General features: G+C 69.2%; 27 protein-coding genes and 1 tRNA gene. 16 read left to right on the top strand and 12 right to left on the bottom strand.

Features of this window, described 5'->3' with window-relative positions; translation table 11 throughout:
• Window positions 1-111: 111 nt before the first annotated feature.
• Window positions 112-999, top strand: a complete 888-nt coding sequence (locus EIZ44_RS15330) for a carbohydrate-binding protein (RefSeq protein ID WP_134729242.1) — start codon at window positions 112-114, stop codon at window positions 997-999.
• On the opposite strand, the gene EIZ44_RS15335 is transcribed toward EIZ44_RS15330, so the two are convergent.
• Together EIZ44_RS15335 and EIZ44_RS15340 are read right to left on the bottom strand one after the other, a co-directional pair.
• A complete protein-coding gene (locus tag EIZ44_RS15335; RefSeq protein WP_134729244.1) occupies window positions 996-1952 on the bottom strand; it encodes a LysR family transcriptional regulator in 957 nt (318 codons plus the stop codon). The genes EIZ44_RS15330 and EIZ44_RS15335 overlap by 4 nt on opposite strands.
• Before the next feature lie 59 nt (window positions 1953-2011).
• A complete protein-coding gene (locus EIZ44_RS15340; RefSeq protein WP_134729246.1) occupies window positions 2012-3160 on the bottom strand; it encodes an MFS transporter in 1149 nt (382 codons plus the stop codon).
• Between the two features lie 80 nt (window positions 3161-3240).
• On the opposite strand from EIZ44_RS15340, the gene EIZ44_RS15345 reads away from it, so the two are divergent.
• The 4 genes from EIZ44_RS15345 to EIZ44_RS46260 all read left to right on the top strand — a co-directional run bounded on the left by EIZ44_RS15345 (window position 3241) and on the right by EIZ44_RS46260 (window position 7526).
• Entirely contained in the window at window positions 3241-3663 is a 423-nt protein-coding gene (locus EIZ44_RS15345) for a MarR family winged helix-turn-helix transcriptional regulator (RefSeq protein WP_134729248.1), read from the top strand.
• Window positions 3664-3767: 104 nt separating this feature from the next.
• Window positions 3768-5528, top strand: coding sequence for a chitinase (locus EIZ44_RS15350; protein ID WP_134729250.1), 1761 nt, complete (start codon window positions 3768-3770; stop codon window positions 5526-5528).
• 125 nt (window positions 5529-5653) lie between these two features.
• The gene (locus EIZ44_RS15355; protein WP_134729252.1) at window positions 5654-6811 is read left to right on the top strand and encodes a hypothetical protein; all 1158 of its coding nucleotides are present in this window, start codon (window positions 5654-5656) and stop codon (window positions 6809-6811) included.
• A 415-nt stretch (window positions 6812-7226) separates the two neighbouring features.
• Window positions 7227-7526 (top strand): TOTE conflict system archaeo-eukaryotic primase domain-containing protein, encoded by a 300-nt coding sequence (locus EIZ44_RS46260; RefSeq protein WP_439098600.1) that lies wholly within the window; start codon window positions 7227-7229, stop codon window positions 7524-7526.
• A 66-nt stretch (window positions 7527-7592) separates the two neighbouring features.
• Here EIZ44_RS46260 and EIZ44_RS15360 read toward each other — a convergent pair.
• The 5 genes from EIZ44_RS15360 to EIZ44_RS15380 all read right to left on the bottom strand — a co-directional run bounded on the left by EIZ44_RS15360 (window position 7593) and on the right by EIZ44_RS15380 (window position 11640).
• Window positions 7593-7665 (bottom strand) — tRNA-Ala (locus tag EIZ44_RS15360).
• Window positions 7666-7739: 74 nt separating this feature from the next.
• A complete protein-coding gene (sepX, locus tag EIZ44_RS15365; protein ID WP_037811142.1) occupies window positions 7740-8558 on the bottom strand; it encodes a divisome protein SepX/GlpR in 819 nt (272 codons plus the stop codon).
• A gap of 161 nt (window positions 8559-8719) precedes the next feature.
• Window positions 8720-9379: a GNAT family N-acetyltransferase gene (locus EIZ44_RS15370; protein WP_037811141.1), complete on the bottom strand. Its 660-nt coding sequence runs from the start codon at window positions 9377-9379 to the stop codon at window positions 8720-8722.
• A gap of 3 nt (window positions 9380-9382) precedes the next feature.
• The gene (glp, locus tag EIZ44_RS15375; protein WP_199817529.1) at window positions 9383-10738 is read right to left on the bottom strand and encodes a molybdotransferase-like divisome protein Glp; all 1356 of its coding nucleotides are present in this window, start codon (window positions 10736-10738) and stop codon (window positions 9383-9385) included.
• Window positions 10735-11640 (bottom strand): UTP--glucose-1-phosphate uridylyltransferase, encoded by a 906-nt coding sequence (locus EIZ44_RS15380; RefSeq protein ID WP_037811139.1) that lies wholly within the window; start codon window positions 11638-11640, stop codon window positions 10735-10737. Before EIZ44_RS15380 ends, glp begins: the two co-directional genes overlap by 4 nt.
• A 24-nt stretch (window positions 11641-11664) precedes the next feature.
• Here EIZ44_RS15380 and EIZ44_RS15385 point away from each other — a divergent pair, with 24 nt between their 5' ends.
• From EIZ44_RS15385 to mscL, 4 genes are all read left to right on the top strand, one after another.
• Window positions 11665-12264: a 5-formyltetrahydrofolate cyclo-ligase gene (locus EIZ44_RS15385; protein ID WP_134729254.1), complete on the top strand. Its 600-nt coding sequence runs from the start codon at window positions 11665-11667 to the stop codon at window positions 12262-12264.
• 685 nt (window positions 12265-12949) lie between these two features.
• Window positions 12950-13279 (top strand): FmdB family zinc ribbon protein, encoded by a 330-nt coding sequence (locus EIZ44_RS15390; RefSeq protein WP_078870386.1) that lies wholly within the window; start codon window positions 12950-12952, stop codon window positions 13277-13279.
• Window positions 13280-13408: 129 nt separating this feature from the next.
• Entirely contained in the window at window positions 13409-14068 is a 660-nt protein-coding gene (locus EIZ44_RS15395; RefSeq protein ID WP_240690731.1) for an SAF domain-containing protein, read from the top strand.
• A 74-nt stretch (window positions 14069-14142) separates the two neighbouring features.
• Window positions 14143-14562, top strand: coding sequence for a large-conductance mechanosensitive channel protein MscL (gene mscL / locus EIZ44_RS15400; RefSeq protein WP_134729256.1), 420 nt, complete (start codon window positions 14143-14145; stop codon window positions 14560-14562).
• 4 nt (window positions 14563-14566) lie between these two features.
• On the opposite strand, the gene EIZ44_RS44690 is transcribed toward mscL, so the two are convergent.
• Both EIZ44_RS44690 and EIZ44_RS15405 read right to left on the bottom strand, forming a co-directional pair.
• Window positions 14567-14740 (bottom strand): hypothetical protein, encoded by a 174-nt coding sequence (locus EIZ44_RS44690; protein ID WP_162836035.1) that lies wholly within the window; start codon window positions 14738-14740, stop codon window positions 14567-14569.
• Between the two features lie 64 nt (window positions 14741-14804).
• Entirely contained in the window at window positions 14805-15305 is a 501-nt protein-coding gene (locus tag EIZ44_RS15405; RefSeq protein ID WP_009083558.1) for a MogA/MoaB family molybdenum cofactor biosynthesis protein, read from the bottom strand.
• Window positions 15306-15428: 123 nt separating this feature from the next.
• On the opposite strand from EIZ44_RS15405, the gene EIZ44_RS15410 reads away from it, so the two are divergent.
• Both EIZ44_RS15410 and EIZ44_RS15415 read left to right on the top strand, forming a co-directional pair.
• Window positions 15429-16490, top strand: a complete 1062-nt coding sequence (locus tag EIZ44_RS15410) for an SDR family NAD(P)-dependent oxidoreductase (protein ID WP_134729258.1) — start codon at window positions 15429-15431, stop codon at window positions 16488-16490.
• A 53-nt stretch (window positions 16491-16543) separates the two neighbouring features.
• A complete protein-coding gene (locus tag EIZ44_RS15415) occupies window positions 16544-17392 on the top strand; it encodes an MBL fold metallo-hydrolase (protein ID WP_240691310.1) in 849 nt (282 codons plus the stop codon).
• A gap of 18 nt (window positions 17393-17410) precedes the next feature.
• On the opposite strand, the gene EIZ44_RS15420 is transcribed toward EIZ44_RS15415, so the two are convergent.
• The 3 genes from EIZ44_RS15420 to EIZ44_RS15430 are packed head-to-tail and all read right to left on the bottom strand — an operon-like array spanning window position 17411 to window position 20570.
• A complete protein-coding gene (locus tag EIZ44_RS15420) occupies window positions 17411-18460 on the bottom strand; it encodes a sensor histidine kinase (RefSeq protein WP_134729262.1) in 1050 nt (349 codons plus the stop codon).
• The gene (locus tag EIZ44_RS15425) at window positions 18457-19158 is read right to left on the bottom strand and encodes a response regulator transcription factor (RefSeq protein WP_037811133.1); all 702 of its coding nucleotides are present in this window, start codon (window positions 19156-19158) and stop codon (window positions 18457-18459) included. The genes EIZ44_RS15420 and EIZ44_RS15425 overlap by 4 nt, the downstream gene beginning before the upstream one ends.
• Window positions 19159-19166: 8 nt before the next feature.
• Window positions 19167-20570, bottom strand: coding sequence for a hypothetical protein (locus EIZ44_RS15430; protein ID WP_037811132.1), 1404 nt, complete (start codon window positions 20568-20570; stop codon window positions 19167-19169).
• 144 nt (window positions 20571-20714) lie between these two features.
• Between EIZ44_RS15430 and EIZ44_RS15435 the strand changes: the two genes are divergently transcribed.
• Genes EIZ44_RS15435 through EIZ44_RS15455 form a run of 5 tightly spaced genes read left to right on the top strand, consistent with a single transcriptional unit; the run spans window position 20715 to window position 24325 of the window.
• Window positions 20715-21374, top strand: coding sequence for a glycosyltransferase family 2 protein (locus EIZ44_RS15435; RefSeq protein WP_134665163.1), 660 nt, complete (start codon window positions 20715-20717; stop codon window positions 21372-21374).
• Window positions 21371-22042: a TIGR04282 family arsenosugar biosynthesis glycosyltransferase gene (locus EIZ44_RS15440; protein WP_134665165.1), complete on the top strand. Its 672-nt coding sequence runs from the start codon at window positions 21371-21373 to the stop codon at window positions 22040-22042. The genes EIZ44_RS15435 and EIZ44_RS15440 overlap by 4 nt, the downstream gene beginning before the upstream one ends.
• Complete coding sequence (locus tag EIZ44_RS15445) at window positions 22039-22668, top strand: class I SAM-dependent methyltransferase (RefSeq protein WP_134729264.1); 630 nt, start codon at window positions 22039-22041, stop codon at window positions 22666-22668. Before EIZ44_RS15440 ends, EIZ44_RS15445 begins: the two co-directional genes overlap by 4 nt.
• On the top strand, window positions 22665-23876 hold the full coding sequence (locus EIZ44_RS15450) for a molybdopterin-dependent oxidoreductase (RefSeq protein WP_240691311.1): 1212 nt from the start codon (window positions 22665-22667) through the stop codon (window positions 23874-23876). Before EIZ44_RS15445 ends, EIZ44_RS15450 begins: the two co-directional genes overlap by 4 nt.
• Window positions 23873-24325, top strand: a complete 453-nt coding sequence (locus EIZ44_RS15455) for a hypothetical protein (RefSeq protein ID WP_134729266.1) — start codon at window positions 23873-23875, stop codon at window positions 24323-24325. The genes EIZ44_RS15450 and EIZ44_RS15455 overlap by 4 nt, the downstream gene beginning before the upstream one ends.
• Window positions 24326-24366: the final 41 nt, after the last annotated feature.

The following is a 24366-nucleotide window of genomic DNA, read 5'->3' on the forward strand; positions in this document are numbered from 1 at the left end:
GTCGAAAGTCGGTGCCTAGCACCAAAAATCCCGACTTAACATCCGTGTCCCGCGGACGGACACCCTTTTCCCTCCGCGCGTTTCCTTCGCCCACGACGAGGAGATGCATCGATGCGGAAACTCTTTGCCCTGCTCACTTCCGCCCTGGCGGCCGCGGCCGTCGTCGCCGGCAGCCCGCCGGTTTCCGCGGCTCCGGGCAGCGGGGTGGTGCCCGGGCTGACCGGGGCCGCCGCGAAAGCCGCCGCCGGGACCGCCGCGGACAAATTCCTCAAGCTGCGCCGCGAAAAAGCCGGCCGCTCCGTCAAACCGCGGATCGACGCGCAGCAGCACACTTTCTGGGGTCCTGAACCGCAATTGTCCAGCGGCGCGGACGGAATTCTCGTCACGCACAGTGTCGTCCCGGACCTGCGACTCTCGAACAGCGCGGACGTCGTCTACGCCCCGACGGTCAAGCCCACCGGCCATTCCTGCATCGAGGTCGTCACGGCGTACGGACTCGACCAAGGCGGTCAGGTCTGGGCTTGGGACTGGTGCGGGACAGTCGGCCCGGCCAAGGTAGTCCCGCTGGACAGCTCGTTCCTCTCCAACTACACGTCCACAGTGGACGGAAACCCGGCGTTCACCGTCCAGGAAGTCCAGACCGACGCGAGCGCCAACAGCTGGACGGCGTCGCTCTACAACGTGAAGACCGGCAAGTGGGACGACCTGTTCTCGCAAAGCGGCAGCGACCAGAGCACCCTCAACGAGGGCTGGGACATCTTCGAGCTGTACTCGACCGTCGACCCGTCGACCGGCCAGGCTTACTACTGCTCGGACGCCAAGGGCAAGGTCTTCGAATCCAGCCAGCTGCAGTTGCGCATCGGCGGCCAGTGGACCCCGGCGACGGAGTCGAACTCGCCCTTGCAGCCGACCGCCAACCCGAACCCGAGCGACTACAGCTGTTCGTCGCTGAACTTCGAGGTGCCGACGCCGAACAGCAACTGGCGCGTCACCGTCTAGGCCCCGGCCGGCAGGAGTGCGTGCCACCAGCGGTCGAACGCGGCACTGCACCCCTGCCGGTTGGCGTAATCACGAGCCACCTTCTGAGATATCTCGCCGGCCCGGTCCGCGACCGCCGTGCCTGCCCGGTAACACAACCGCAGCTCCTGCCACAGCGGCGCGTCCTCGATCGCCCGCACGACGATCCCGTCCTGCCGGTCCTCCCGAGTCGCCAACGCCGGCGCGACCGCCATGCCCTCGCGCACCAGATCCAGCAAAGTAGCCAGACACTGCGGCCGATGCGGCTGATCGAGCACGACCCCGCGTTGTCGGCAGGCCTCCTGCAAGTACGCCGACCACCGGGTCGTCCACGGCGGGTCGTCCGCCCAGGGATACCCGGCGAGTTCCGCCAGCGGTATCTCCGCACGAGTGGCCAGCGGATGCTCTTCGGCCAGAATCACGAAAACCGGCTCCCGCGCCTGCACGACGAGACTCTCGACGCCGTCCGGAACGATCCGATCCGGAAGCGGCGCAAGGTAAACCAGTGCGAGATCAAGGTCCCCGTCCGCGAGCGCCGCCAACGTCCGGTCCTCGTCCTGCTCCTCGTGCACCCGGACCGCGGGACACCACGGCTGATCTCGCAACCACCTCGCCAACGCGAGATGCAGAAACCCGCTGTACCCGCCGAGGCGAACCGCCCCCGCCGCTTCCCGCCGCGCTCCAGCCCGCTCGGTCAGCGCCGACATCCCCGCCAGCACCGCCCGCGCGTCCGCGACGACGTCCTCCCCGAGCGCGGTCGGCACGCATCCCGTCGGCGAGCGCGCGAACAAACTCCCGCCGACCGACCGTTCGACGCGCCGCAGCAACCCGGACAAAGCCGGTTGAGAAACGTGCAACGCCTTGGCCGCGCGAACGAGACTGTGCGCGTCGGCGATGGCCACGAGCGCGCGCAGGTGGCGCAGTTCCAGCTCCATGACTCCTCCGGCCGCAACCCCTCTCGCCTGGCCACTGTAACGCCGAAGATCGTGGGGAATTACCGACGCGAGTCGGTACTCAGTCGCTCCCGGCGCAGCGCGTACAGCGCGATGCCGAGGCCAACCACGGTGAGGACCGCGGCCAGCAGATAAATCGACTGCGGCGCACGGGCGATCACCTGCCCGCCCAGCAGCCCCGCGACCGCGGCGGCCAGCTGAAACCCGGACGCGTTGACCGCTACCGCCAGCGTCGGAGCGCTGCTGCCCGCGGCGATCACCCGCGCCTGCATTCCCGGGACGATCCCGAAGGCAAGCATCCCGAGCACGAACACCAACCCGATCATCACCGGTTTGACCGGGCTGCCCAGCCACGCCGCCGCCAGCGCGACCACTAGCGCGGCCAGCATCCAGGCCAGCGACGGCAGCAGTGCCCGGTCCGCCCACCGCCCGCCAAGGTAGTTGCCCGCGACCGCGCCGACCCCGTAAAGAACCAGCAGCACCGGAAGCAGCTCGCTGCTGAATCCACTGACGTCGGTGAGCAATGGCGCGATATACGTAAAAACGGTCACCACGCCCACGTTGCCGAGCACGGTCAGGCCGATTGCCTGCCAGACGTTGCGATCGGCCAGTACCCGCAACTCCCCGCGCACCGACCCGGCCGCGGGCTGGGCCGGAACGAACCGCAGCACGAGCAGCAGCGCGATCCCGCTGACCACGGCCACCGCCCCGAACGTCGCCCGCCAGCCAAGATGATGACCGAGCACCGTGCCGAGCGGACTGCCCGCGACGATGCCCAGGTTCAGCCCCATGGTCACCTTCGCGATGGTCGAAACCGCCTTTCCCGGCGGAGCCATCGACACGACAGTCGCGATCGCGACCGCGAAGAACGTCGCCACCACCAGCCCGGCGACGAACCGCGACACCACCGCGAGCGCGTAGCCCGGAGCGAGCGCCGACCCCAGATTGCCGGCCATGGACACCACGATCAGCCCCGCGATGAGCGGCTTGCGCGCGACCCGCGCGGTAGCCAGCGTGACCAGCGGGCCGCCGACGATCATCCCGATCGCGTAGGCGGTGACGAGCAGCCCGGCCGACCCGACCGAGACCGACAGCCCGGCGGCGACGTCGGGCAGGATGCCGGCGATCACGAACTCGCCGGTGGTGAGGCTGAAGACAACGAGCAGCAAGGAAAACACCGAGAGCGGCACGGCACCCCACAGTAGTTCTAGTTCAAATGATTCGAACTAGAACTATCACAGCTCGAATCAGTTCCGCTAGACTCGGGCGCATGGCAGGGACTCCGGGCGTGGACCGCGACGTGTGCAAACTGGTCCACCACCTCGCGCACACGCTGGATGTCCACGTGCGTCGCGTGGCCGAGCAGATGGGCCTGACGCCGAGCCAAGTGATCGCGTTGCGCGAACTGTCCGAGCCGATCACCGCGCGCGAACTGGCCGCCCGAATGGTGTGCGAAGCGTCGAACGCCACCTTCGTCCTGGACCGGCTCGAAGAGCAGGACCTGATCGAGCGTCAGCCGCACCCCGCGGACCGCCGGGCCAAACAGATCGTGCTGACCCCGGCAGGCAAACGCCGCCGCACCGAAGCACTACGCCACCTGGACGCGCGCTCCCCGCTGACGCCGCTCAGCCCGGCCCAGCAGGAATCCCTGCACGAACTGCTCCGCGCACTGATGCCCGACAGCACGGCCTAGTTCACCGGAAAGCCGACTTTCGTCGCCCCAATAGGTCTGGACAACTCCGCGAGTGGTCTAGACAATATGTGCCCAGAGGGTCGCATCGGACCGGAGGAACCGCAATGAAGCGTGCTCGTTTCCTCGTCGTGCTCCTGCTAGCCGCAGCCGGACTGGTCGTCGGCGGGCCAGCGCAGGCGGCGAACCTGCTCGCCAACCCCGGTTTCGAAGCCGGTTCGACCTCCGGCTGGACCTGCCCCGCAGGCGCGGCCGTGAAGACGCCAGTGCACTCGGGCAGCTACGCCCTAGCCGTCACCCCCGGTGCCTCTGACCAGGGCCAATGCACCCAAACAGTCTCCGTGCGCCCGAACACGACCTACACGGTTTCCGCCTGGGCCCAAGGCTCCCCGGTCTACCTAGGCGTCACCGGCGGCTCGTCCACCTGGACGAACGCCTCCGCCTACAGCCAGCTCTCGCTGTCCTTCACCACCACCGCGACCCAGACGTCCGCCGAGCTGTACCTGCACGGCTGGTACGGCGCCGGTACGTACTACGCCGACGACGTAGTCCTCGACGGCCCAGGCGGCGACACCCCGGGCGCCCCCGGCACCCCAGGCACGCCAACCGTCGGCACTGTCACCAACACGTCAATCGCCCTGAACTGGACCGCGGCCGCAGGCACCGTGGCCGGCTACCGCGTCTACGAAGACAACACCCTGCGCGCCACCGTCACCGGAACTACCACGACGCTCTCCGGCCTGGCCCCCTGCACCTCGCACAGCTACTCGATCACCTCCTACAACGACAAGGCCGAATCCGCCCACACCCCAGCGGTTTCCGCCACGACCGGCGGCTGTACCAGCACCGGCCTGCCCAAACACGCACTGATCGGCTACGTCCACGCAAGCTTCGCGAACGGCTCGGGCTACCTGAAACTCGCCGACGTCCCCGCCGCGTGGGACATCATCGACCTGGCCTTCGCCGAACCAACGTCGGTGACCTCGGGCGATATCCGCTTCAACCGCTGCTCGGTTACCGAATGCCCCGGGGTAGAAAGCGACGCGGACTTCATCGCCGCGATCCGCGCGAAGCAGGCACAAGGCAAGAAGATCCTGATCTCGATCGGCGGCCAAAACGGCGAAGTCCAGCTCACCACCACCGCCGCCCGCGACAACTTCGTCAACTCAGTCGCGGCGATCATCGACAAATACGGCCTCGACGGTCTGGACGTCGACTTCGAAAGCCAGTCCCTGTCCCTGAACTCGGGCGACACGGACTTCCACAACCCGACCACCCCGGTGATCGTCAACCTGATCTCGGCCTTGAAAACGTTGAAAGCCCGCTACGGAGCCAAATTCGTCCTGACGATGGCCCCAGAAACATTCTTCGTCCAGGTGGGCTACCAGTTCTACGGAGGCGCAGGCGGCGGCGACAGCCGAACCGGCGCGTACCTGCCGGTGATCTATGCCTTGCGCGATTCGCTGACGGTCCTGCATGTCCAGGACTACAATTCCGGCCCAGTCATGGGATTGGACAACCAGTACCACACTATGGGCGGCGCGGACTTCCTGATCGCGATGACCGACATGCTGAAGTCCGGCTTCAAAGTCGCGAACACCGGCCAGACCTTCCCGGGCCTCCGAGAAGACCAAATCGCCGTCGGCCTGCCCGCTGCGGTCAGTGCAGGCAACGGCTATGTCTCCCCGGCAGAAGTCCAAACCGCCGTGACCTGCCTGGCCCACGGATCGGGTTGCGGCTCGTACACCCTGCGCGGCGGGCCTTCACCTGCATTGCGCGGGTTGATGACTTGGTCGGTGAACTGGGATCGGTACTACGGCTGGGCTTTCCAGAACGCACACCGACCGTTCCTGGACGGTCTTGGCTGAGGGACCTCCCGAGCGAGTTCTGCTCCGCGTTCACTACGCTGACGCCCCGTGGCAGGGGCTCAGAAAGTGAGTGCCCGGACGCCCGGCCGACGGATGAAACCGTTCACCAATGCCCAGGACGGACCGTGAGCGAATACCAGTACTACGAGTTCCTGGCGATCGACCGGCCACTGGATGACAGCGAACAAGCTGCGGTCCGGTCGCTGTCGACCCGGGCGCGGATCACCTCCACCAGCTTCGTGAACGAATACCACTGGGGCGACTTCAAGGGCGACCCGCGCCATCTGATGGAGCGCTACTACGACGCGCACTTGTATCTCGCCAACTGGGGCACCCACCAGGTGATGTTCCGCCTGCCGTGCGATCTCCTCGATCCCGAAGCAGTCGAGGACTACTGCACCGATGACGGGGTAAGCGCCTGGGTCACGGGCGAATTCATCGTGCTCAGCCTCAGCAGCGAAGACGACGCCGGTGATTTCGACTTCGACTACGAACCGCAGGCCTTGCTGTCAGCGATCGCCGGAGTTCGCGCCGAACTCGCCGCCGGTGATCTCCGCCCGCTCTATCTCGCCTGGCTGGCCGCCTACGGCACGTGGGAACGCGACGAGGACGCTTTCGACGACGAGGCCAATGACGACCTCGAACCGCCGGTTCCGCCTGGGCTTGGCACGCTCACCGCGCCGCAGCGGGCGCTGGCGGACTTTCTCCGCCTCGACGACGCCCTGCTCGCGACCGCAGCTGAAACATCTCCACCGCTTGACGAGGCAGCGGACGACCTCTCCGCGTGGGTGGCTGGCCTGCCCGTTGCCGAGAAGGACCTGCTCCTGGCGCGGGTCATGCGGGGTGAGGCGGCACGGGCGCGGATGGAGTTGCTGCGCCGCTTCCGTGGCGACACCGCTCCGGCCGCCCCCGCCCCGGCCCGGCGGACTGTGGCCGACCTGCTCGACAACGCGGCCGGGCGGCGAGCCGCCGGTGAGCGTCGGCTGGCCGCCAAGCGCGCCGAAGACGAGGCGCGCCGGGAACAGGCTCGCCTCGATGCCCGTGAGCAACGACTGGACGAGTTGGCGCGAGAGGCCGAAGCCGCGTGGTCACGCGTCGAGGCGATGATCGCTACCCGGAAACCGGCCGAGTACGACGCCGCCGTCACTCTGCTCACCGATCTGCAAACCCTCGCCGAACGCGGTGGCCAGTACGACACGTTCACCTTGCGCACCATCAGGTTGCGGCACACCCATGCCCGCAAATCCAGCCTCATCGAGCGCCTCGACCGGGCACGCATCTGATCCGTCCACGGTGGGCTCGGTGGATGACGATCTCCAATCCGCGACGGTCGAGGAGCTTGCCGAACTCCGTGCTTAGACAACGCAGTTGCGCACGGAGAACGCGCGGTTGCTGCGTCTGCTGGAGTTGACGCCGAAGCAGGCGGCTCCGCCCGGCCCAGCACAGACCGGCTTCTTCGAAGCGCAACCCGGCCCGGTCGACCGGCAATCGGCCCCGGACGTGAAGGTCGGCTTCTTCGCGGCCTTGTTCGCCGCACGCACCGACATTTACGCCACACGATGGGAGAACGCGCGTACTGGCAAAGCCGGTTGCTGCCAGCGGTCCGCGGCGGGTGACGCAAGGGCATCCCGCACGAGGATCGCGACTACCTGGCGCCGAGCAAGGACGTGCTGCGAACGCATCTGACCGGTGCCGCACATGCCGGGCTGTACCCGCTGTTGGACGGCTACTTGTGCTGGCGGCCGACTTCGACGGGCCGACGGTCATGCTGGATGCCCTGGCCTACCTGAAAGCCGCCAGGACGTGGTCGCTGCCAACGGCATTGCGCCCGTGCCCGCGGAGACGGCTCGGCGGCTTGGCACCGCCCTGTTGCGGGAGGCGATGGCGGTGCGTGGCCGCAGGGACCTGGCCAGCTACGATCGGCTCTTCCCGGCTCAGGACGTGCTGCGGCCGTCTACGAGCAACCATCCAGAAGTGCATCACGAAAACAGACCCTGAACGGAAAAGCCCTCTCGCTCACAATGACCGAGAGGGCTGCCGAAGAACACGAAACCAAATTTGTTGTGGAGCTGAGGGGAATCGAACCCCTGACCTTCTCGATGCGAACGAGACGCGCTACCAACTGCGCTACAGCCCCTCAGGAGCGTGAGCCCCTGTTGTTCAGTGCTTGGAAAGCTTAGCAGCGCCCTCCAGGCACCGAACAACGGGGGGTCACTCTCCGACCGCCCGGCGGTACGGGCCCGCGGTGGGCTCGGCGAGTTCCTCGAAAGCGGGGTCTTCGTCGTCCAGGTCGACCACGACTGCCTGCCGGCGAATGCGGGACATCGGGGACGGTTTGCGCTCCACGATGTCGCGCGGCACCTCGGGTGCGACGACCTCGACGTCCTCCTCTTCCTCCTCCTCGAAGGAGTCGTACGCCTCGTAGGCAGGAGCGGGAGCCGTCGTCGCGTAGCGGGCCATCCGGCGCTGCCGGATCTCGTTCTCTATGCGGACCTGTCGGCGGAGGTACACGAGGTAGCCGACGAGGGCGATGTCCACCGCGGCGTGCGCCCACCACGCGAGCGAGATGGCGAATCCGGCGATCGCGGCCGTGACGACGGCGGCGATCAGCAGGATCACGACCACCCGCTGGCGGAACGCGTACTTGGCCTTGGCCGCGATCTCCGCTGCCTCCGGGTCGAAGCCGCCCCGGCCGGGCCGGTAACTGCGGCGTTCGCGGCGCGGTTCGGCGGCCCGTTCCGCGCGCGAAGGCTGCGGAAGCGGCTCCGGTTCGGGTTCGGGCTCGGCGTCCAGGTCAGCGTCGAGCTCCGCCTCGAGTTCGGCGAGGTCATCCTCCACCGAAGGATTCGCATGGTCGGACATGGCGTCGTCCTCCTGTCCCTCGTTGCGAGCACTGCCCCTTCGCACTACCCGGGCGGCCAGCGCGGAGGTTGGCGTCCGCGCGACTTGCTGGCGTTTGCGAGCCACCATGGGCACGAGAACGACGAGCCATGCCGCGGCGAGCGCGACGATGATCACCGAACTGGGCATCTCCCGTCACCTCCCCCGATCCTCTGCTGTAGTCACGCTAGCCACAACAGTCACACAGGAGGCGCAGACTCGCCGGGTTCGATCACGAAAATGCATCACCGCATTAGGTGAATCTCACATGATGTGGTAACGCGTGATCGCACTGGGACGCGTAGTCACCGTCAGGCCAGCTCGGCGCGTCCGGACGCCACCAGCCGGGACACCAGGCCGTTGCCGGTCTCCTCTTTCGTCACGGCGAAACACAGGTGGTCACGCCAGGCGCCTGCGACGTCGAGGTACCGCTCGAACAGCCCTTCCTGCCGATATCCGGCCTTGGTGAGCACGCGGATGCTGGCGTTGTTCTCCGGCCGCACGGTCGCTTCGAGCCGGTGCAGGCCGGCGACATCGAAAGCGTGATCTGTCACGAGCGCGACGGCCGCGGTGGCCACGCCTCCCCGGACGATCTCGGACGACACCCAATACCCGATCCAGGCCGACCGGAGTGCGGCGCGGATCACATTACCGACAGTGATCTGCCCCGCGAACTTTCCGTCAACCGTGATCGTGAACGGCAGGCACTGCCCGCGCCGCGCGAGCCCGCGCAGCGCCGCCCACTGCGACGGCCACGACCAGAACGCGTTGCGGTCCGCCCACGGCCCGATCCCGGTCGGCTCCCACTCCTCGAGGTGCTCGCGGTCGCGCAGCCGGACGCGGCTCCACTCGCCGGCGTCGCGCAGCCGCACCGGGCGTACAGCGAGCACGCCTGCCGGGATCCGCAGGGGGCCGAGCGTGGCGGGCCAGCCGGGGTGCCGGTTTTCGACCGAGTCGGCGAGTGCGGCCACGGATCAGGCGCGCTGGGCGAGGAAGGTGACCTTGACCTGGTCGCCCGCGGCCACCTCGGTGAGATCCTCCTCGACGGTGATGAGGCAGTTGGCCTCGGCCAGCGACGCGAGCAGATGCGCACCCGACGTCCCGAGCGGCTGCACCAGGTACTCGCCGTTCGCCTCGTCGCGCAGCAGCTGGCCGCGCAGGTAGCCGCGGCGGCCCTTCGTCGAGGTGATCGACGAAAGCAGCCTCGCGCCGACCACCCGGCGGTGCGGGTTGCGCGTGCCGCGCGCGGTGCGGATCAGCGGCCGTACCAGCACCTCGAACACCACGAGCGCGCTCATCGGGTTGCCCGGGATGAGGAAGGTCGGCACCGAGTCCGGGCCGAGCCTGCCGAAGCCCTGCACCGAGCCGGGGTGCATCGCGACCCTCGTCAGGTCGATGTGCCCGAGGTCGGACAGCGCGGCGTGCACCTCGTCGCCGGAAGACCCGCCTGCCCCGCCCGCGACGACCACGATCTCGGACATCAGCAGCCGTCCTTCGACGACCTCGCGCAGCCGCTTCGGGTCGCCCGGCACGATGCCGACCCGGCTCACCTCGGCGCCCGCGTCGCGAGCGGCCGCGGCCAGCGCGTACGAGTTGACGTCGTAGACCTGGCCGACCGACGGCGTGCGGTCGATGTCCACGAGCTCGTCGCCAACCGACACGATCGAGACCCGCGGCCGGGGGTAGACCAGCACCTTCGCGCGGCCGACCGCGGCGAGCAGCCCGACCTGCGCGGAGCCGATGGTGTCGCCCTTGCGCACCGCGACGTCGCCGATCTGCACGTCCTCGCCGGTCCGGCGCACGTAGCCGGCCGACGGCACGGACCGGGTGATGGTGACCTTCGCCTGGTGGCCGTCGGTGTAAGCGGTCGGGACGACGGCGTCCGCGAGCGTGGGCAGCGGCGCGCCAGTGTCGACCCGCACCGCCTGGCCCGGCTGCAGCCGTCGCGGCTGACGCGAGCCAGCCGGGATCTCGCCGACGACCGGCAGCTGGACCGGTTCCTGTCCGGCGGTCTGCACGTCGACGCTCCGGACCGCGTAGCCGTCCACTGCCGCCTGGTCGAACCCGGGCAGCGCGTGCTCGGCGACGACCTCCTCCGCGCAGAGCAGACCCTGCGCTTCGGAGATCGCGACGCGAACCGGACGCGGGCGCACGGCGGCGTCGAGGGTCAGCGCGATCTGCTCGTCGACCGAGCGGAAATCGCCGGTCTCGGCGGATTCTTCCGTCGAGGCAACGATTTCCGCCGATTCCGCCGCGGCGACGGCCTGAACCGCCGGTTCGGGCACGTCTTCGGTCGGGACGGCAGGGGTGGAATCGAGGGAGTCCGTCATGGGCGATCGTTTCCGATCCGTTCGGTCAGCCAGGTGCGCAGCGACGGCCCGTAATCCGGGTCCTCGAGCGCGAAATCGACGGCGGCGCGCAGGAATCCGCCCGGGTTGCCCAGGTCGTGCCGCCCGCCGCGGTGGACGACGATGTGCACGGGGTGCCCCTCCCGGATCAGCAGCGCGACGGCGTCGGTGAGCTGCAGCTCGCCGCCCGCACCGGGCTCGATCCGGCGCAGCGCGTCGAAAATCGCCCGGTCGAGCAGGTACCGCCCAGCCGCGGCGTAGGTCGACGGCGCGTCCTCCGGCTTGGGCTTCTCGACCATGCCGTGGACCTGCTTGACGTCCGGGTCGCCGGTGTCGGTGACGTCGAAGACGCCGTACGGGGAGATCTGCTCCTTCGGGATGTCGAAGGCGCAAAGCACGCTCCCGCCGTACTGGGCGCGGACGGCCGACATCCGGTCGAGGACCCCGGCGGGCAACACGAGGTCATCGGGCAGGAGAACGGCGACAGCGGTGTCTTCGTCGGTGAGGTTCGGCTCGGCCTGCGCGACCGCGTGCCCGAGCCCGAGTGCCTGCTCCTGGATCGCGACCTCGACGTCCAGCAGCTCCGGCCCGCGCCGGACCTTCGCCAGCAGCTCGGTCTTGCCCTTGTCCTCGAGCGTCTTCTCCAGGTCCGGCTTCGCCTCGAAGTACCGGACGACAGCTTCCTTGTCCGGCGAGGTGACGATCACCAGCCGCTTCGCCCCCGCACTCGCCGCCTCGCTCGCGACGATCTCGATCCCCGGCGTGTCGACCACTGGCAGCAGCTCTTTGGGCACCGCTTTCGTGGTCGGCAGGAATCGCGTGCCGAGGCCTGCGGCAGGCACGATGGCGGTTCTGAAGGTCTGGGTGGTTGAGGCGCCCGTCATGGGCGCAAAGCCTAACCTGGTCTCATGCACGAGCCGGGCAATGAGACCCCGAGCAAGGCGGAGTGGCGGACACGAATCCTTCGCTCCCGCGCCGAACTGCCCCCCGAAGCCCATGCTCGCGAGGCAGCCGCCCTGGCGACCGCGGCGTCGTCGATCCACGCGGAAACGGTGTGCGCGTACCTCCCTTTCGGCACCGAGCCCGGCCAAATCTCCCTGGTGAACGCCCTGGCCGCGACGGGCGCGCGCGTCCTGCTGCCCGTCATCCCGGACACGCCCGGCCCACTCGACTGGTCTGAGTACACCGGCCCGGACGCCCTGATCCCCGGACGCCTCCGCGGCGTCCTCGAACCCTCCGGCCCACGCCTGGGCACCGCCGCAGTGGCGTCGGCGGAGGTGCTGCTGATCCCAGCCCTGGCCGTCGACCGCCACGGCACCCGCCTCGGCCGCGGAGCGGGCTACTACGACCGCACCCTGACCGCCGCGCCCGACACCGCCCGCGTGGCCGTGGTGCGCGCAGAGGAGGTCGTCGACCGCCTCCCGGCCGAACCCCATGACGTGCCCATGACCGCCGCCCTGACGCCCTCCGGCCTCATCCAGCTGCCAACGGCTGCCGCTGCCAGATGAGACCGCCGCTCGGCGCGACACGGCTCCGCTCGGCGGCTCAGTGCGACACGGCTCGCCTCGGCTGCTCCATGCGACGCCTCTCAACGGCTCAACGGCGCCACGGCTCCACGGCTCCACGCGACGCGGCTCAGCTCGGCTCGACGGCTCCGCACAGCGCGGCTCGGCTCGGCGGCACCAGGCGGCTCGGCGCGGCTCGGCTCGGCCCGACTCGGCTCGGCTCAAAACTCAAAAGTGGTCAAGACCACTCAATCGGCTAGCCGTGTCCGGTACCGCCGCCCGAACCTGATGCCCACCGCCATGGCCCCACCGAACCCGATGGCCGCCACCATGACCCGCCGCCCGAATCCGATCGCCGCCGTCCAGCCACGAACCACCCAAACCACGCATCCGCACACAACCCACACCAGCACCCGGCCCTCACGACGACCAAAACCGCCGCGAGCAAGCCCGCCCACAAGGCCCTCCAGACCCCGCCAACCAGCCCAGCAACGGCCCAGCCGACCGGATCAGCCGCAGTCCAGCCACCCACCAACCGCCACCTAGGACGTCCTGACCAGCACTAACCCGCCACCGCCCCTTCCTCGCCCGCACTGTGAGCAAGGGGTAATTGCGCTGAGGGAATGCTGTCCAGCACAATTGGGTTAGCACTCTTGTAGGTCGAGTGCCAGTGCATGAAGGAGCTTCAGTGCCCACGTACCAGTACGCCTGCAAGGAATGTGACCACCGCTTCGAGGCGGTGCAGTCCTTCTCCGACCCCAGCCTGACCGTCTGCCCGCAGTGCTCCGGCGCCCTGCGCAAGGTCTTCAGTTCGGTCGGCGTGGTCTTCAAGGGCAGCGGGTTCTACCGCACGGATTCGCGTGATTCGAGCAAGTCGAGCACCTCCGCGACCCCGGCCAAGACCGAGAGCGCCAAGTCCGACTCGTCGTCCACCACCTCCTCTTCGTCGACGTCTTCTTCGTCCTCGAACACATCCTCCACGACGAGCACGACAAAAACGGCTTCCACGCCCTCCTGACCCCCGAGTTATCCACAAGGGGCCAGTTGTCCACAGGTTCGCGAATCGGCTCTTCCGGCCGGTTCGCGACGTCCTTAACGTCGGATTCGTGCGGCATCCCGCCGTACCGGAACCGACGAGGGGACAACCGTGAACACCTTGCTCAGCCGCCTTCCCGCGCTGCCTGACGTCCGTCTGCCGCGCGGGCGGCGAGCCCGGATGCTCCGCCGGTGTCTCGCGGCGGCCTTGCTCTTGGCCGGCCTGCTCGTCCTGTTTCTCCCGCCCTCCGCACGGGGCGCACCCGCCACCTCGACGGTGGTCTCCGCACGCGACCTGCCCGCGGGCTCAGTCCTGCGCGCTGCGGACGTGCGGACCGTCGCGCTGCCCGACAACCTCCGCCCGTCCGGCGCGCTCTCGGCGACCGACACAGCGGTGGGCCGGCTTCTGTCCGGCGCGGCGCGAGCCGGCGAGCCCATCACCGACGTCCGGCTTCTGGGCAACAACCTCCCCGCAACGGGTGAACCCGGCGCGGTCACCGTGGCCGTCCGGCTCGCGGACGCGGCCGTCGCCGAGTTGCTTCAGCCGGGCCAGCGCGTTGACGTCGTCGCGGGCGCGGATACCACAAATTCCGCGTCTGTGCTGGCCAGAGGGGCTTCGGTGGTCACCGTCCGGCGTTCCGACGACACCGGGAACCGCACTTTGGGCCCGCCGCAGAAGGGTCCACTGGTGCTGCTCGCGCTGCCGGCACAGGTTGCCACGCAGGTCGCTGCTTCCTCGCTCGAACGACCGGTAACGGTTACTCTCCGCTAACCCGACCCCGTTCCGACGGGCGACGGCTGTCTGAAGACGGCCAGACGCCCGTCCCGAATCCCCTGGGAGCAGCAGTGCTGAAAGGTTTCAAGGACTTCCTGATGCGCGGCAACGTCGTCGACCTCGCGGTCGCCGTCGTGATCGGCGCCGCGTTCACCGCGATCGTCACCGCGTTCACCAACGGCCTGATCAAGCCGCTGATCAGCGCGATCGGCGGTTCCGACGCGGCGCAGGGGCTCGGTTTCCGGATCCTCAAGGCAAACGGCGCGACCTTCATGGACTTCGGCGGCGTGATCAACGCGGCGATCAACTTCGTGATCGTGGCGGCGATCGTCTACTTCCTGGTCGTCCTGCCGGTGAAGCACCTGCAGGAGCGGCGGAAGCGCGGCCAGGAGCCCGGTCCCGCCGAGCCCACCGACGTCGAGCTGCTCATCGAAATCCGTGACCTCCTGCGTGCGCAGCAGGGCAACGGCCCCTCCAGCCGCGACAACTGAGGGGTCACCGATCGTGATGCGGGGGCCGGTTCTCGAGGTACCACGAATCCGGAGTGGTCTCCGGGCCCCGGCCCCGCTCATCGGACGTGGTCTCCGGCAGGACGTCGCCGAAGATCTCGTCGACCCGGCGGCGGCGCTGGGCCTCGTCTGTGCGGGGACGTCGTTCCTCGTGCGGCATGGGTCCATCGTCCCACCTGTTGTTTGACAAGTGCAGAGAGACATCCGCCGCGAAACGGCCGGGCTCAGACCTCTTCGAGACCGGAAAGCTCGTCGATCACGTGCGGGACCAGCGAGGAGAGGGTCGCCATGCCGTCGCGCACAGCCGCGCGCGAGCCGGCCAGGTTGACCACCAGCGTGCTGCCCGAAACGCCGGCCAGGCCGCGGGAGATCCCGGCGTCGACCGCGCCCGCGGCCAGCCCCGAGGCGCGCAGGGCCTCGCCGATGCCCGGGATCGGGCGGTCGAGGACCCCGGCGGTCGCGTCCGGCGTGCGGTCGCGCGGCGACACTCCGGTGCCGCCGACCGTGATCACCAGGTCAGCCCCGCCGATCACCGCCGTGTTGAGCGCGTTGCGGATGCCCGCGGTCTCGGCCTCGACCACCACGACGCCGTCGACGATGAACCCGGCCTCCTCGAGCAACTCGGTGACGAGCGGCCCCGAGGTGTCCTCGTGCTCCCCGTGCGCGACCCGGTCGTCCACAATCACCACGAGTGCCCGGCCCAGCCGCTGTGCGCTCCGTTCCATGCCGACACCGTATCCGGTTCGGGGCCCGCTTCGCCGCCACGGGCCCGGTGATTTCTGACGATTCGGTGACGTGGTCCCCGCAGGCCGCGCGCACCCCGGGGCGGGCCGCCTAGCGTCGGCGGGGTGCGAGTGCTCATCACCGGCGGAGCCGGGTTCATCGGGTCCCGGATCGCCGATCAGCTGGCCGACGACGGCGCCGAGGTCGTCGTGCTGGACAACCTGCTGTCCACTGCGCACGGCTCCACCACGCCGCCCGAATACACCCAGCGGCACCGTTTCCTCCGCGGTGACGTCACCGACACCGAGATCGTCGCCGAGCTGCTCGACGGCGTCGACGCGGTCTGTCACCAGGCTGCGGTGGTCGGGCACGGCGTGGATCCCTCCGACGCGCCCTCGTATGCGCTGAACAACGATTACGGCACCGCCGTGCTGCTGGCCGCGATGTATGCGGCGAAGGTGCGAAAGCTCGTGCTCGCCTCGTCGATGGTGGTCTACGGAGAGGGGCGCTACGCGTGTGCGGAACACGGTGTCGTTCCGCCGTCACCCCGCCGGCAGTCCGATGTGGACGCCGGACGATTCGAACCCGCTTGCCCGCGCTGCGGTGCCGAGTTGGGCTGGCAACTCGTGCCCGAAGACGCGCCGCTGTTGCCTCGAAGCACCTACGCGGCAACGAAACTGGCGCAAGAACATCTCGCGGGCGCATGGGCGCGGCAGACCGGCGGCACGGTCTGGGCGTTGCGCTACCACAACGTCTACGGCCCGCGGATGCCGCAGAACACGCCATACGCGGGCGTGGCGTCGCTGTTCCGTTCGGCATTGGAGCGCGGCGAAGCGCCGACCGTGCTTGAGGACGGGCGGCAACAGCGGGATTTCGTGCACGTGGACGACGTGGCCCGAGCGAACGTCCTCGCGCTCCGAAGCGACGGTCCGGAGGCAGATCTCACGCCGCTGAACGTCTGTTCCGGACAGCCGCACAGCGTCGGCGACCTGGCCCGGGAGCTGGCCCGTGCCTGCGGAGGGCCGGAGCCGCGGATCGTCGGCGGCGCGCGGCCCGCGGACGTCCGGCACGTGGTCGCCGACCCGGCTCGAGCACGGGAGCTGCTCGGGTTCCGGGCGGAAACGTCCTTTGCGGAGGGCATCGCCGCGTTCGCCACCGCGGAGCTGCGCGCCTCCGTCACCCGATGAGGTGAAGATCACGTTCCGGAATGAATCGGCCGTACCGGATCTTGATGCTGGGCATGCGTTCCATCGTGGTGGGGGACATTGAAATCCACGCGCTGACCGACGGACGGCTGCAACTGTCGTCGTCGTTCTTCCCGGGACTTCAGGGTAAGCGCTCGGCGCCGAGCACCGTGCCCGTGGTCATCGGCGCGTTCCTGATCCGGACGGGCGGCCGCACCGTGCTGGTCGACGCCGGTTTCGGACCGCGTGCGTCCGGCGAGCCGCATCTGCCGCAGCACTCCAAAGAGCAACTGCACCCCGTCGTCAGCGCCGCCGAGCCGGAGCACACCGGCGGCTTGCCCGCAGCGCTCGCTGAGGCCGGGATTGCCCCCGCAGACATCGACACCGTGGTGCTGACTCATCTGCACGCCGACCACATCGGCTGGGTCGCGCCGAACGGCGAGCCGTACTTCCCGAATGCCGAAGTGCGGTATGGCGCGCCCGACTGGGCAGCGTTCATCGAGCCGGCGGGGCGGCACGACCGCGGCCGCGTAGCGCTGGAAGCCCTTCGCGCCCAGGGCAAACTGCGACCGCTGCTTGACGGGGAAACGGTCGCTCCCGGCGTCACCGTCCGGCATGCGCCCGGGCACACGCCAGGTCATTACGTGCTGGAAGTCGCGGATCAAGACCGTCGCGCTGTCCTGATCGGCGACGTCTTCCAGATTCCGGAGCAGATGGCTGATCCGGCGATCGGTGCTGCGTCCGACGCCAATCCCGGACAGGCGGAACTGACCCGCCGCCGTTGGCTCGGCGAGGTGGTCGGTACCGGCACGATCGTCGCGGCCGCGCATTTCCCGGACGAGCCGTTCTTCCGGATCGCGGCCGACCACAGCGTGGAGCCGGTCGCGGCGGTTGCCGCTTCCTGACTGTCCACAAGAGACGGCTCAGGAGGCCGCCAGCGGCAACCGCACCTCGAAGCGGCATCCTGGGCCGTGGTTCTGCACGCCGATCCGTCCCCGGTGTGCCTCCACCAGGCCCTTCGCGATCGCCAGGCCCAGCCCGCCGCCGCTGGTGGTGCCGCTGCGGTCGGGGGTGCGGGCTTGGGTGCCGCGGAAGGCGACGTCGAAGACCCGGCTGATCTCGTCGTCCGGAATCCCGCCGCAGCCGTCGTCCACGGCCAGCAGCGCCTGGTCGCCGTCGATGCCGATCTGCACGGCGACCGTGCCGTCCGGCGGGGTGTGCCGGATGGCGTTGGAAACGAGGTTCCGCACGATCCGCGCCAGCTCCGGATCGCTGCCGGACACCACTGGCCACGCCGACGCGTTTTCCAGCACCCGTACGCGTTTGCGGTCAGCCACGGGTGCCTGCGCGGCGACCGCGTCGCTCACCACGTCGCGCAGCGGCACCGCCGACATGCTCAGTTCGAGTGCGCCCGCGGTGATCCGGGACAGCTCGAAGAGATCCCCCACCATGCCGGACAGCCGGGTGGTCTCGCCGCTGATGCGCTGGGCGTAGTCGGCCACCTCGGCGCGCTCCGAAACCACGCCGTCGGCCAGTGCCTCCGCCATCGCCTGGATCCCGGCGAGCGGGCTGCGAAGGTCGTGGCTGATCCACGCGACCAGTTCGCGACGCGACGCTTCCGCTGCGCGTTCGCGTTCCCGCGCCTCGCGTTCCCACACACTGCGCCGCGCGATGACCCGGCCCAGCACCATCGCCGCGGGCACCGCCACCAGTGCCACGAGCAGGCACACCAGCAGTTCCGTGGTCAGGGCCTCGGTGAACATGAAGCCGCTCACGCCGAGGATCCCGACCAGCATCGCGGCGACCGGAGTCAGCACGAGCGTGGTCATCGTCGTGGCCAGCGACCGGTGCCGCAGCAGGTAAAGCGCGAGTCCGCCCAGCGCTGCCACCGGCAAGGCGAACAGCAAGGCGAGCGGCAGGATGTGCAGGACGTGGACGAACATGTCCCACGCCGACTCGCCCGAGCCGATCACGGCTGTGTCCGGTCGTAGCGGTAGCCGACGCCCCACACCGTCGCGACGCGGACCGGTTTGGCCGGGTCACGTTCGATTTTCTCGCGCAGCCGGCGCACGTGGACAGTCACCGTGGACTGATCGCCGAAATCCCAGCCCCACACCTTTTCCAGCAGGTCAGCCCGGCTGAACGCGACGCCGGGATGGGAGAGGAAGAACGCGAGGAGGTCGAACTCGCGCGTGGTCAGCGGAAGCGCCGCGCCGTCGAGTGTCGCCTGGCGGGCAGTCATCTGGAGCCGGAGGTTGCCGTCCGTCAATTCAGCCGTGGGCGGCTCGGGCCGCGGCATTCGGGCCCGGCGCAGCACGGATGCCACGCGCAGGGTGAGTTCCTTGGGGCTGAACGGTTTGGTGACGTAGTCGTCCGCCCCCAGTTGCAGTCCGGCGATGCGGTTTTCCTCCTCGCCGAGCGCGGTGAGCATGACGATCGGCACCTGGCTCGTCTGCCGCAGCCGACGGCACACCTCCAGGCCGTTCAGCCCGGGCATCATCACGTCGAGCACCACCAGATCCGGCACGCGCTCGGCGAACCGGGCGAGCGCCGCCGTGCCGTCGCCGGCCAGGTCGACGGTGAAACCGGCGGTTTCGAGGTAGCGACGGACGACGTCGCGCACGGTCTCGTCGTCGTCTACCACGAGCACGCGACCCGCTTGGTCCTCCATGCCTCACCTCACCAGTTCGTCAGCAGCAGGTGGTTGACCGCGAGCGCGACCACCGCCTGTCCGGCAAGCCACCAGCGGCGGTGGCCCGCCGGGAGCAGCGCCGTGGCCGGGATCAGCCACGCGCCGAACGGTAGCCAGATCCGTTCTACCTCAGCCTTCGACAGGCCGGACGAATCAGCGAACACGATCGTGAGCAGAGCCGCCACCACGATCAGCAGCACCGGATCGCGCAGGATCGTCCGGCGGGAAGGCAAGAAGACCGCGTTGGCCACTCCCCGGCGAGCCGCTGCGACTACTGCGGGGCCGCACGCGACCGCCACCGCGGCCAGATCGGCCCACACCCAGTAGGAATACGGCCGCACCAGCGCAACGCCCTGGTAGTAGCGCTCGACCACGAGGTGGTAGCCGTCGAACCACCAGAAACCGGCGAGCGCGAACACGGCGACCACTGCTAGCGCACCGAGGGCAGCGACGAGAGTGGCCCGCCATTGCCTGCCGAGCACGGCGACGGCCAGCGCGACCAAGCCGAGCAAGACGAGGCCGTAGGAGAGGAAGATCCCGAACCCGATGAGAATCCCGGCTGCCAACGCCGTGGGCCACGCGTAACCGCGCTGTTCCCGGAAGCCCACCGACGCCAGGGCGAGCAGTGCGATGCCGGTGGCGGTCACGCCGGCGAAGAGGCCGTCCGCGGATACGCCCAGCCACACCGCGCCTGGGCTGAGCACGGCGAACGGAAGCGCCGCGCGGGCGGCGTCGGGGCGGCCGAGCAGGGCGATCGTCGCGGGTACCGCCACCGCGACCAGCGCGGCCACCAGCACGACCGCGGTCGACGCCCAGGCACCGCCGTGGAGGCCGAGCCGGTCGAGCCAGACGAAGACGAGGGTCGCGCCGGGCGGGTGGCCGGACACGTGAGTGGTCCACGAGTTCGGCTGGAAGTCGAGGATGCGCGAGGAGAATTCGCGGAGGAACCGCGGGATGTCCGTGATGCCGGGGACTTCGTGCAGGTACTCCTGCACAGTGGTCAGCCGGCCGGTGAAGCCGCGCGTCCAGCCGTCCACCATGGCGAGCGAGAAGATCCAGGCGAGGGAGGCCAGGTAACCCGCGGCCAGGGCGCGCCGCCATCGCAGCCGGGCGGCCAGGGTCGGGCCGTACAGGACGACACCGGCGGCGATCAGGACGGCGAACACCGAGCCGGGGCCGACGTGTGGCAGCCAATGCGCGAACAACGGCGGCGCGAACGCGTAGATCACCACGTCCGAACCTGGCCGGTTGTAGTACACGCCAACCGCGGTCGCGGCGGCGATCACCACGAGGGTGACGCCGACCGTCACGAGATCGGCGCGGAACCGGGGACGGACGGGAACCGGGGGCGGCGGCTCGGCGAGCCGGGCAGCCTTCGTCGACTCGCTCATCGCCGGTCACGATAACCCCGCGGGCGGGCGTCCGGCAGGGTTCCGGCGGATCCGTGAGAAGTCGGTAAGATCTGGGCGAACGTCAGGATTTGGTAAGCACAGCAAGGGTTCTGCACTGTCCTTTCCAGACCTACCGTACGCCTCGTGAACGAATTCGGAGCGGACGTCGTCCTCCCCTGCCTCGACGAGGCGGCCGCGCTGCCCGGCGTGCTCGCCGGTCTGCCGGCGGGGTATCGCGCGATCGTCGTGGACAACGGGTCGCGCGACGGTTCCCCCGATGTCGCGGCCGCGCACGGCGCGAAAGTCGTCGACGAGCCGCGGCGTGGTTACGGTGCCGCTGTCCACACCGGGTTGGAGAACGCGACCGCCGACATCGTCTGTTTCGCAGACGCCGACGGATCACTCGATCTGGCCGAGTTGCCGCGTCTGGTCGCCGCGGTTGTGGATGGGGCTGACCTCGCGGTCGGGCGCCGGGTGCCGGTTTCCCGGGCGGCTTGGCCGTGGCACGCAAGAGCAGGCAATGCCGTCCTCTCGCTGCTCTTGCGGTCCCGTGGGCTGCCAGTGCGGGACATCGCGCCGCTGCGGGCGGTGCGTCGTCGGGAGTTGCTGGCTCTCGACGTCACGGACCGGGCTTTCGGCTACCCGCTTGAGCTGTTGGTGAAGGCTCAGCGTGCGGGCTGGACGGTCCAAGAGTTCGACGTCACTTACCGGGAACGGGCGCGGGGCACGAAATCGAAGGTGTCCGGTTCGATGCGCGGCACGTTGCGAGCGGTGCGGGACTTCGGGCGGGTGCTCGCCCGATGACGTTCTGCCTGCTTGTAGTCGCGAAAGCCCCGGTGCCGGGCTTCGCGAAGACTCGGTTGTGCCCGCCGGCGACGCCAGAACAGGCCGCGGAGATCGCCGCCTCCGCGCTGTTGGACACGCTGGACGCTGCGTTCGCCACTGACGGCGCGATCACCGTCGTGGCGATGACGGGCGACCTCTCGGAGGCGGCGCGAGGCGGCGAAATCGGCCGGGCGTTGCGGAAGGCGACCGTGATTGCGCAGCGGGGCTGGGATTTCGGCACCCGGCTGGCCAACGCGCACTCCGACACCGCCGCGGTGCATGCCGGGTTGCCCGTGCTGCAGATCGGCATGGACACGCCGCAGGTCTCCCCCGTATTGCTGGCTTCGGCGATCAAGCCGGTCGTCGACGGAGACAGCCGCGCAGTGCTGGGCAGCGCGGAAGACGGGGGCTGGTGGGGACTCGGGCTGGCTGATCCGCGGCAGGCGCAAGTGCTCGCCGGAGTTCCGATGTCGCGTCCGGACACCGGATTCCGCACCCGAGCGGCATTGGAAGGAAACGGGCTCCGCGTCGTCGAGCTGCCGACACTGTCCGATGTGGACACCATGGAGGACGCGCTGCGGGTGGCCGCGATCCGGCCGGACACCAGGTTCGCCGCCGCGGTCGACGCGGTGGGAGTGGTGGCATGAAACTCGCGACTGGGCGGGAATTCGATCGCGGGCTGCTCGGCCATCGCTGCTGGCTGGAGCTCGCCAACGGCGACCGGATCGAGCTGCCGGTCGGTCGTTGGGCGGACGGTTGCGGTGCGGGCGACGCCGTGCTGCTGGACGCGTGCGCGGGTCCGACGCTCGACGTCGGCTGCGGACCCGGTCGGCTTACCGCTGCGTTGACGCGTCGAGGCGTGGTGGCCCTCGGCGTGGACAGTTCGCCGGTCGCGGTGCGGCTGACTCGACGGCGCGGAGCGAGTGCGTTGCAGCGCAACGTTTTCACTCGCCTTCCTGGCGAGGGACGATGGAGTCACGTGCTGCTGGCTGACGGCAACATCGGGATCGGTGGTGATCCCGATGCGCTGCTGCGGCGGGTGCACGAGTTGCTCACGCTAGATGGCGACGTGCTCGTGGAACTGGAGGAGCCCGGCCAGGGAGTGCGCCGCGACCACGTCCGCTTGCGGCCGGATCCCGCTGGTGGGCGGTGGTTCACCTGGGCGTGGGTCGGTGTCGACGCCATTGCGGAAATCGCGGTGCGGACGGGTTTTCGAGTGGCGTGGACGACCAGTCGCGGCCGCCGCTGGTTCGCGAAGCTGGCGCGCGCATGAAACGCCTGGCCGCCGCGTGGCGCGGTTTCGACGCTCGGGTTTCCGCAGCACAGGCCAAGATCGGCGAACGGGCCCGTGCCGTCGATCGCCGGGTCCCGAAGGCGGAGCAATTCAAGGGCGGTGCGCACGGCGAGCGCGCGACGGCCCGGGTCGGCAGCCTGCTCGGGCTCGCGTTCCTGATCTGCTTCATCACCGGACTGCTGAGCCATTTGATCCAGCATCCGCCCGAGTGGTTCTTCTGGCCGAGCCGTCCGGTGTGGCTGTATCGAGTGACGCAGGGCGCGCATGTGCTGTCCGGGATCGCGGCGATTCCGTTGCTGCTGGCCAAACTGTGGAGCGTCTACCCGAAGCTGTTCGAGCGGCCGCTGGTGCGTTCGGTGCCGCACGCCGTGGAGCGGCTGTCGATCCTTGTGCTGTCCGGCGCAGCGTTCTTCGAGCTGAGTTCGGGACTGCTGAACGTCGCGCAGAACTATCCGTGGAATTTCTACTTTCCGCAGGTGCACTATGCGGTGGCGTGGGTCGCGATCGGGTCGATCTTCGTGCATGTCGCGGTGAAGCTCCCGGTGATCCGGCGGGCGCTGACGCGGGAGCGTGCGTCCGCTCAGCAGCCTGGCCCTGGGTTGTCGCGCCGAGGATTCCTGACCACCACGGGGATCGCGACCGGAGTTGCCGTGCTGGCGACCGCTGGGGCGACCGTTCCCGCGCTGCGGAACGTCTCCGGGTTGTCGTGGCGATCGGACAAGGGCACGCAGAAGTTGCCGGTCAACCGCACGGCCGTGGCGGCGCAGGTCACACGGGCAGCGCAGGATCCCGGATGGCGACTGTCCGTGGTGACTCCGGCGGGGACTCGGCAGTTCACGCTGGCCGAGCTGCGGGCGTTGCCGCAGACCACTGTGGACTTGCCGATCGCGTGCGTCGAAGGGTGGAGCCAGATGGCGACCTGGCGCGGCGTCTCGTTCCCGGACCTGCTGCGCGCGAACGGGACTTCGCCCGGCGTGGACGTGCGGGTGTCGTCGCTGGAGAAGACCGGCCTGTACGGCGTCAGCGTGTTGCCCGGCGAGCATACGGCCGACCCGCTCACGTTGCTGGCGCTGGAACTGAACGGTGAGGTGCTGAATCTCGACCACGGGTATCCGTGCCGCGTGATCGCGCCCAGCCGGCCAGGCGTGCTGCAGACGAAGTGGGTCGAGAAGCTGGAGGTGCGGTGAAGACCGCGCGAATTCTGCTGGCGCTGCCCGGATTAGCGGCGTTGGCGTACGGGATCGTGCTGTTCCTCGACTACGCGGCGCCGGCGTGGCCGGACAGTTTCACGACGTTGCTGTGGATCGGCGGCGGTCCGATCGTCAACGACGCGGTGTTCGCTCCGATCGCGGGCGTGATCGGCCTGCTGCTCGCTCGATTCCTGCCGCTGCCGTGGCGAGGGCCGGTGCAGGTTGGCGCGGCGTTGACCGCGGTGCTGGGTTTCGTGGCGTTCCCGCTGCTGTGGCGTGCTTATGGCGTGCCGGCGAAGCCCGGTCTGCACGACGGGAACACGTGGCTGGGGCTGCTGGCGACGCTCGCCGTGGTGTGGAGTGCCGTCCTGGTCGTTTCGCTCGTCCGGATTGTCCAGGTACGGCGGCAGGCGGCGCGGAAAATTCGGCCGCGCGCACGTAGTTGACCTGGGTTTTCTTCCGGTACCCGAATTTTCCCGCGGATTCG

This window comes from Amycolatopsis nivea, from assembly GCF_004522235.1.
Classification (GTDB): domain Bacteria; phylum Actinomycetota; class Actinomycetes; order Mycobacteriales; family Pseudonocardiaceae; genus Amycolatopsis; species Amycolatopsis nivea.

What these genes read in the sequence shown, in the direction of transcription:
- sepX (WP_037811142.1), bottom strand. Translation starts at nt 8,558, where the DNA reads ATGCCCAGTTCGGTGATCATCGTCGCGCTCGCCGCGGCATGGCTCGTC.
- EIZ44_RS44690 (WP_162836035.1), bottom strand. Translation starts at nt 14,740, where the DNA reads ATGCCGCACGAGGAACGACGTCCCCGCACAGACGAGGCCCAGCGCCGC.
- EIZ44_RS46260 (WP_439098600.1), top strand. Translation starts at nt 7,227, where the DNA reads ATGCCGGGCTGTACCCGCTGTTGGACGGCTACTTGTGCTGGCGGCCGA.
- EIZ44_RS15405 (WP_009083558.1), bottom strand. Translation starts at nt 15,305, where the DNA reads ATGGAACGGAGCGCACAGCGGCTGGGCCGGGCACTCGTGGTGATTGTG.
- EIZ44_RS15385 (WP_134729254.1), top strand. Translation starts at nt 11,665, where the DNA reads ATGCACGAGCCGGGCAATGAGACCCCGAGCAAGGCGGAGTGGCGGACA.
- EIZ44_RS15430 (WP_037811132.1), bottom strand. Translation starts at nt 20,570, where the DNA reads ATGAGCGAGTCGACGAAGGCTGCCCGGCTCGCCGAGCCGCCGCCCCCG.
- EIZ44_RS15425 (WP_037811133.1), bottom strand. Translation starts at nt 19,158, where the DNA reads ATGGAGGACCAAGCGGGTCGCGTGCTCGTGGTAGACGACGACGAGACC.
- EIZ44_RS15345 (WP_134729248.1), top strand. Translation starts at nt 3,241, where the DNA reads ATGGCAGGGACTCCGGGCGTGGACCGCGACGTGTGCAAACTGGTCCAC.
- EIZ44_RS15330 (WP_134729242.1), top strand. Translation starts at nt 112, where the DNA reads ATGCGGAAACTCTTTGCCCTGCTCACTTCCGCCCTGGCGGCCGCGGCC.
- EIZ44_RS15445 (WP_134729264.1), top strand. Translation starts at nt 22,039, where the DNA reads ATGAAACTCGCGACTGGGCGGGAATTCGATCGCGGGCTGCTCGGCCAT.
- EIZ44_RS15415 (WP_240691310.1), top strand. Translation starts at nt 16,544, where the DNA reads ATGCGTTCCATCGTGGTGGGGGACATTGAAATCCACGCGCTGACCGAC.
- EIZ44_RS15380 (WP_037811139.1), bottom strand. Translation starts at nt 11,640, where the DNA reads ATGACGGGCGCCTCAACCACCCAGACCTTCAGAACCGCCATCGTGCCT.
- glp (WP_199817529.1), bottom strand. Translation starts at nt 10,738, where the DNA reads ATGACGGACTCCCTCGATTCCACCCCTGCCGTCCCGACCGAAGACGTG.
- EIZ44_RS15440 (WP_134665165.1), top strand. Translation starts at nt 21,371, where the DNA reads ATGACGTTCTGCCTGCTTGTAGTCGCGAAAGCCCCGGTGCCGGGCTTC.
- EIZ44_RS15450 (WP_240691311.1), top strand. Translation starts at nt 22,665, where the DNA reads ATGAAACGCCTGGCCGCCGCGTGGCGCGGTTTCGACGCTCGGGTTTCC.
- EIZ44_RS15350 (WP_134729250.1), top strand. Translation starts at nt 3,768, where the DNA reads ATGAAGCGTGCTCGTTTCCTCGTCGTGCTCCTGCTAGCCGCAGCCGGA.
- EIZ44_RS15335 (WP_134729244.1), bottom strand. Translation starts at nt 1,952, where the DNA reads ATGGAGCTGGAACTGCGCCACCTGCGCGCGCTCGTGGCCATCGCCGAC.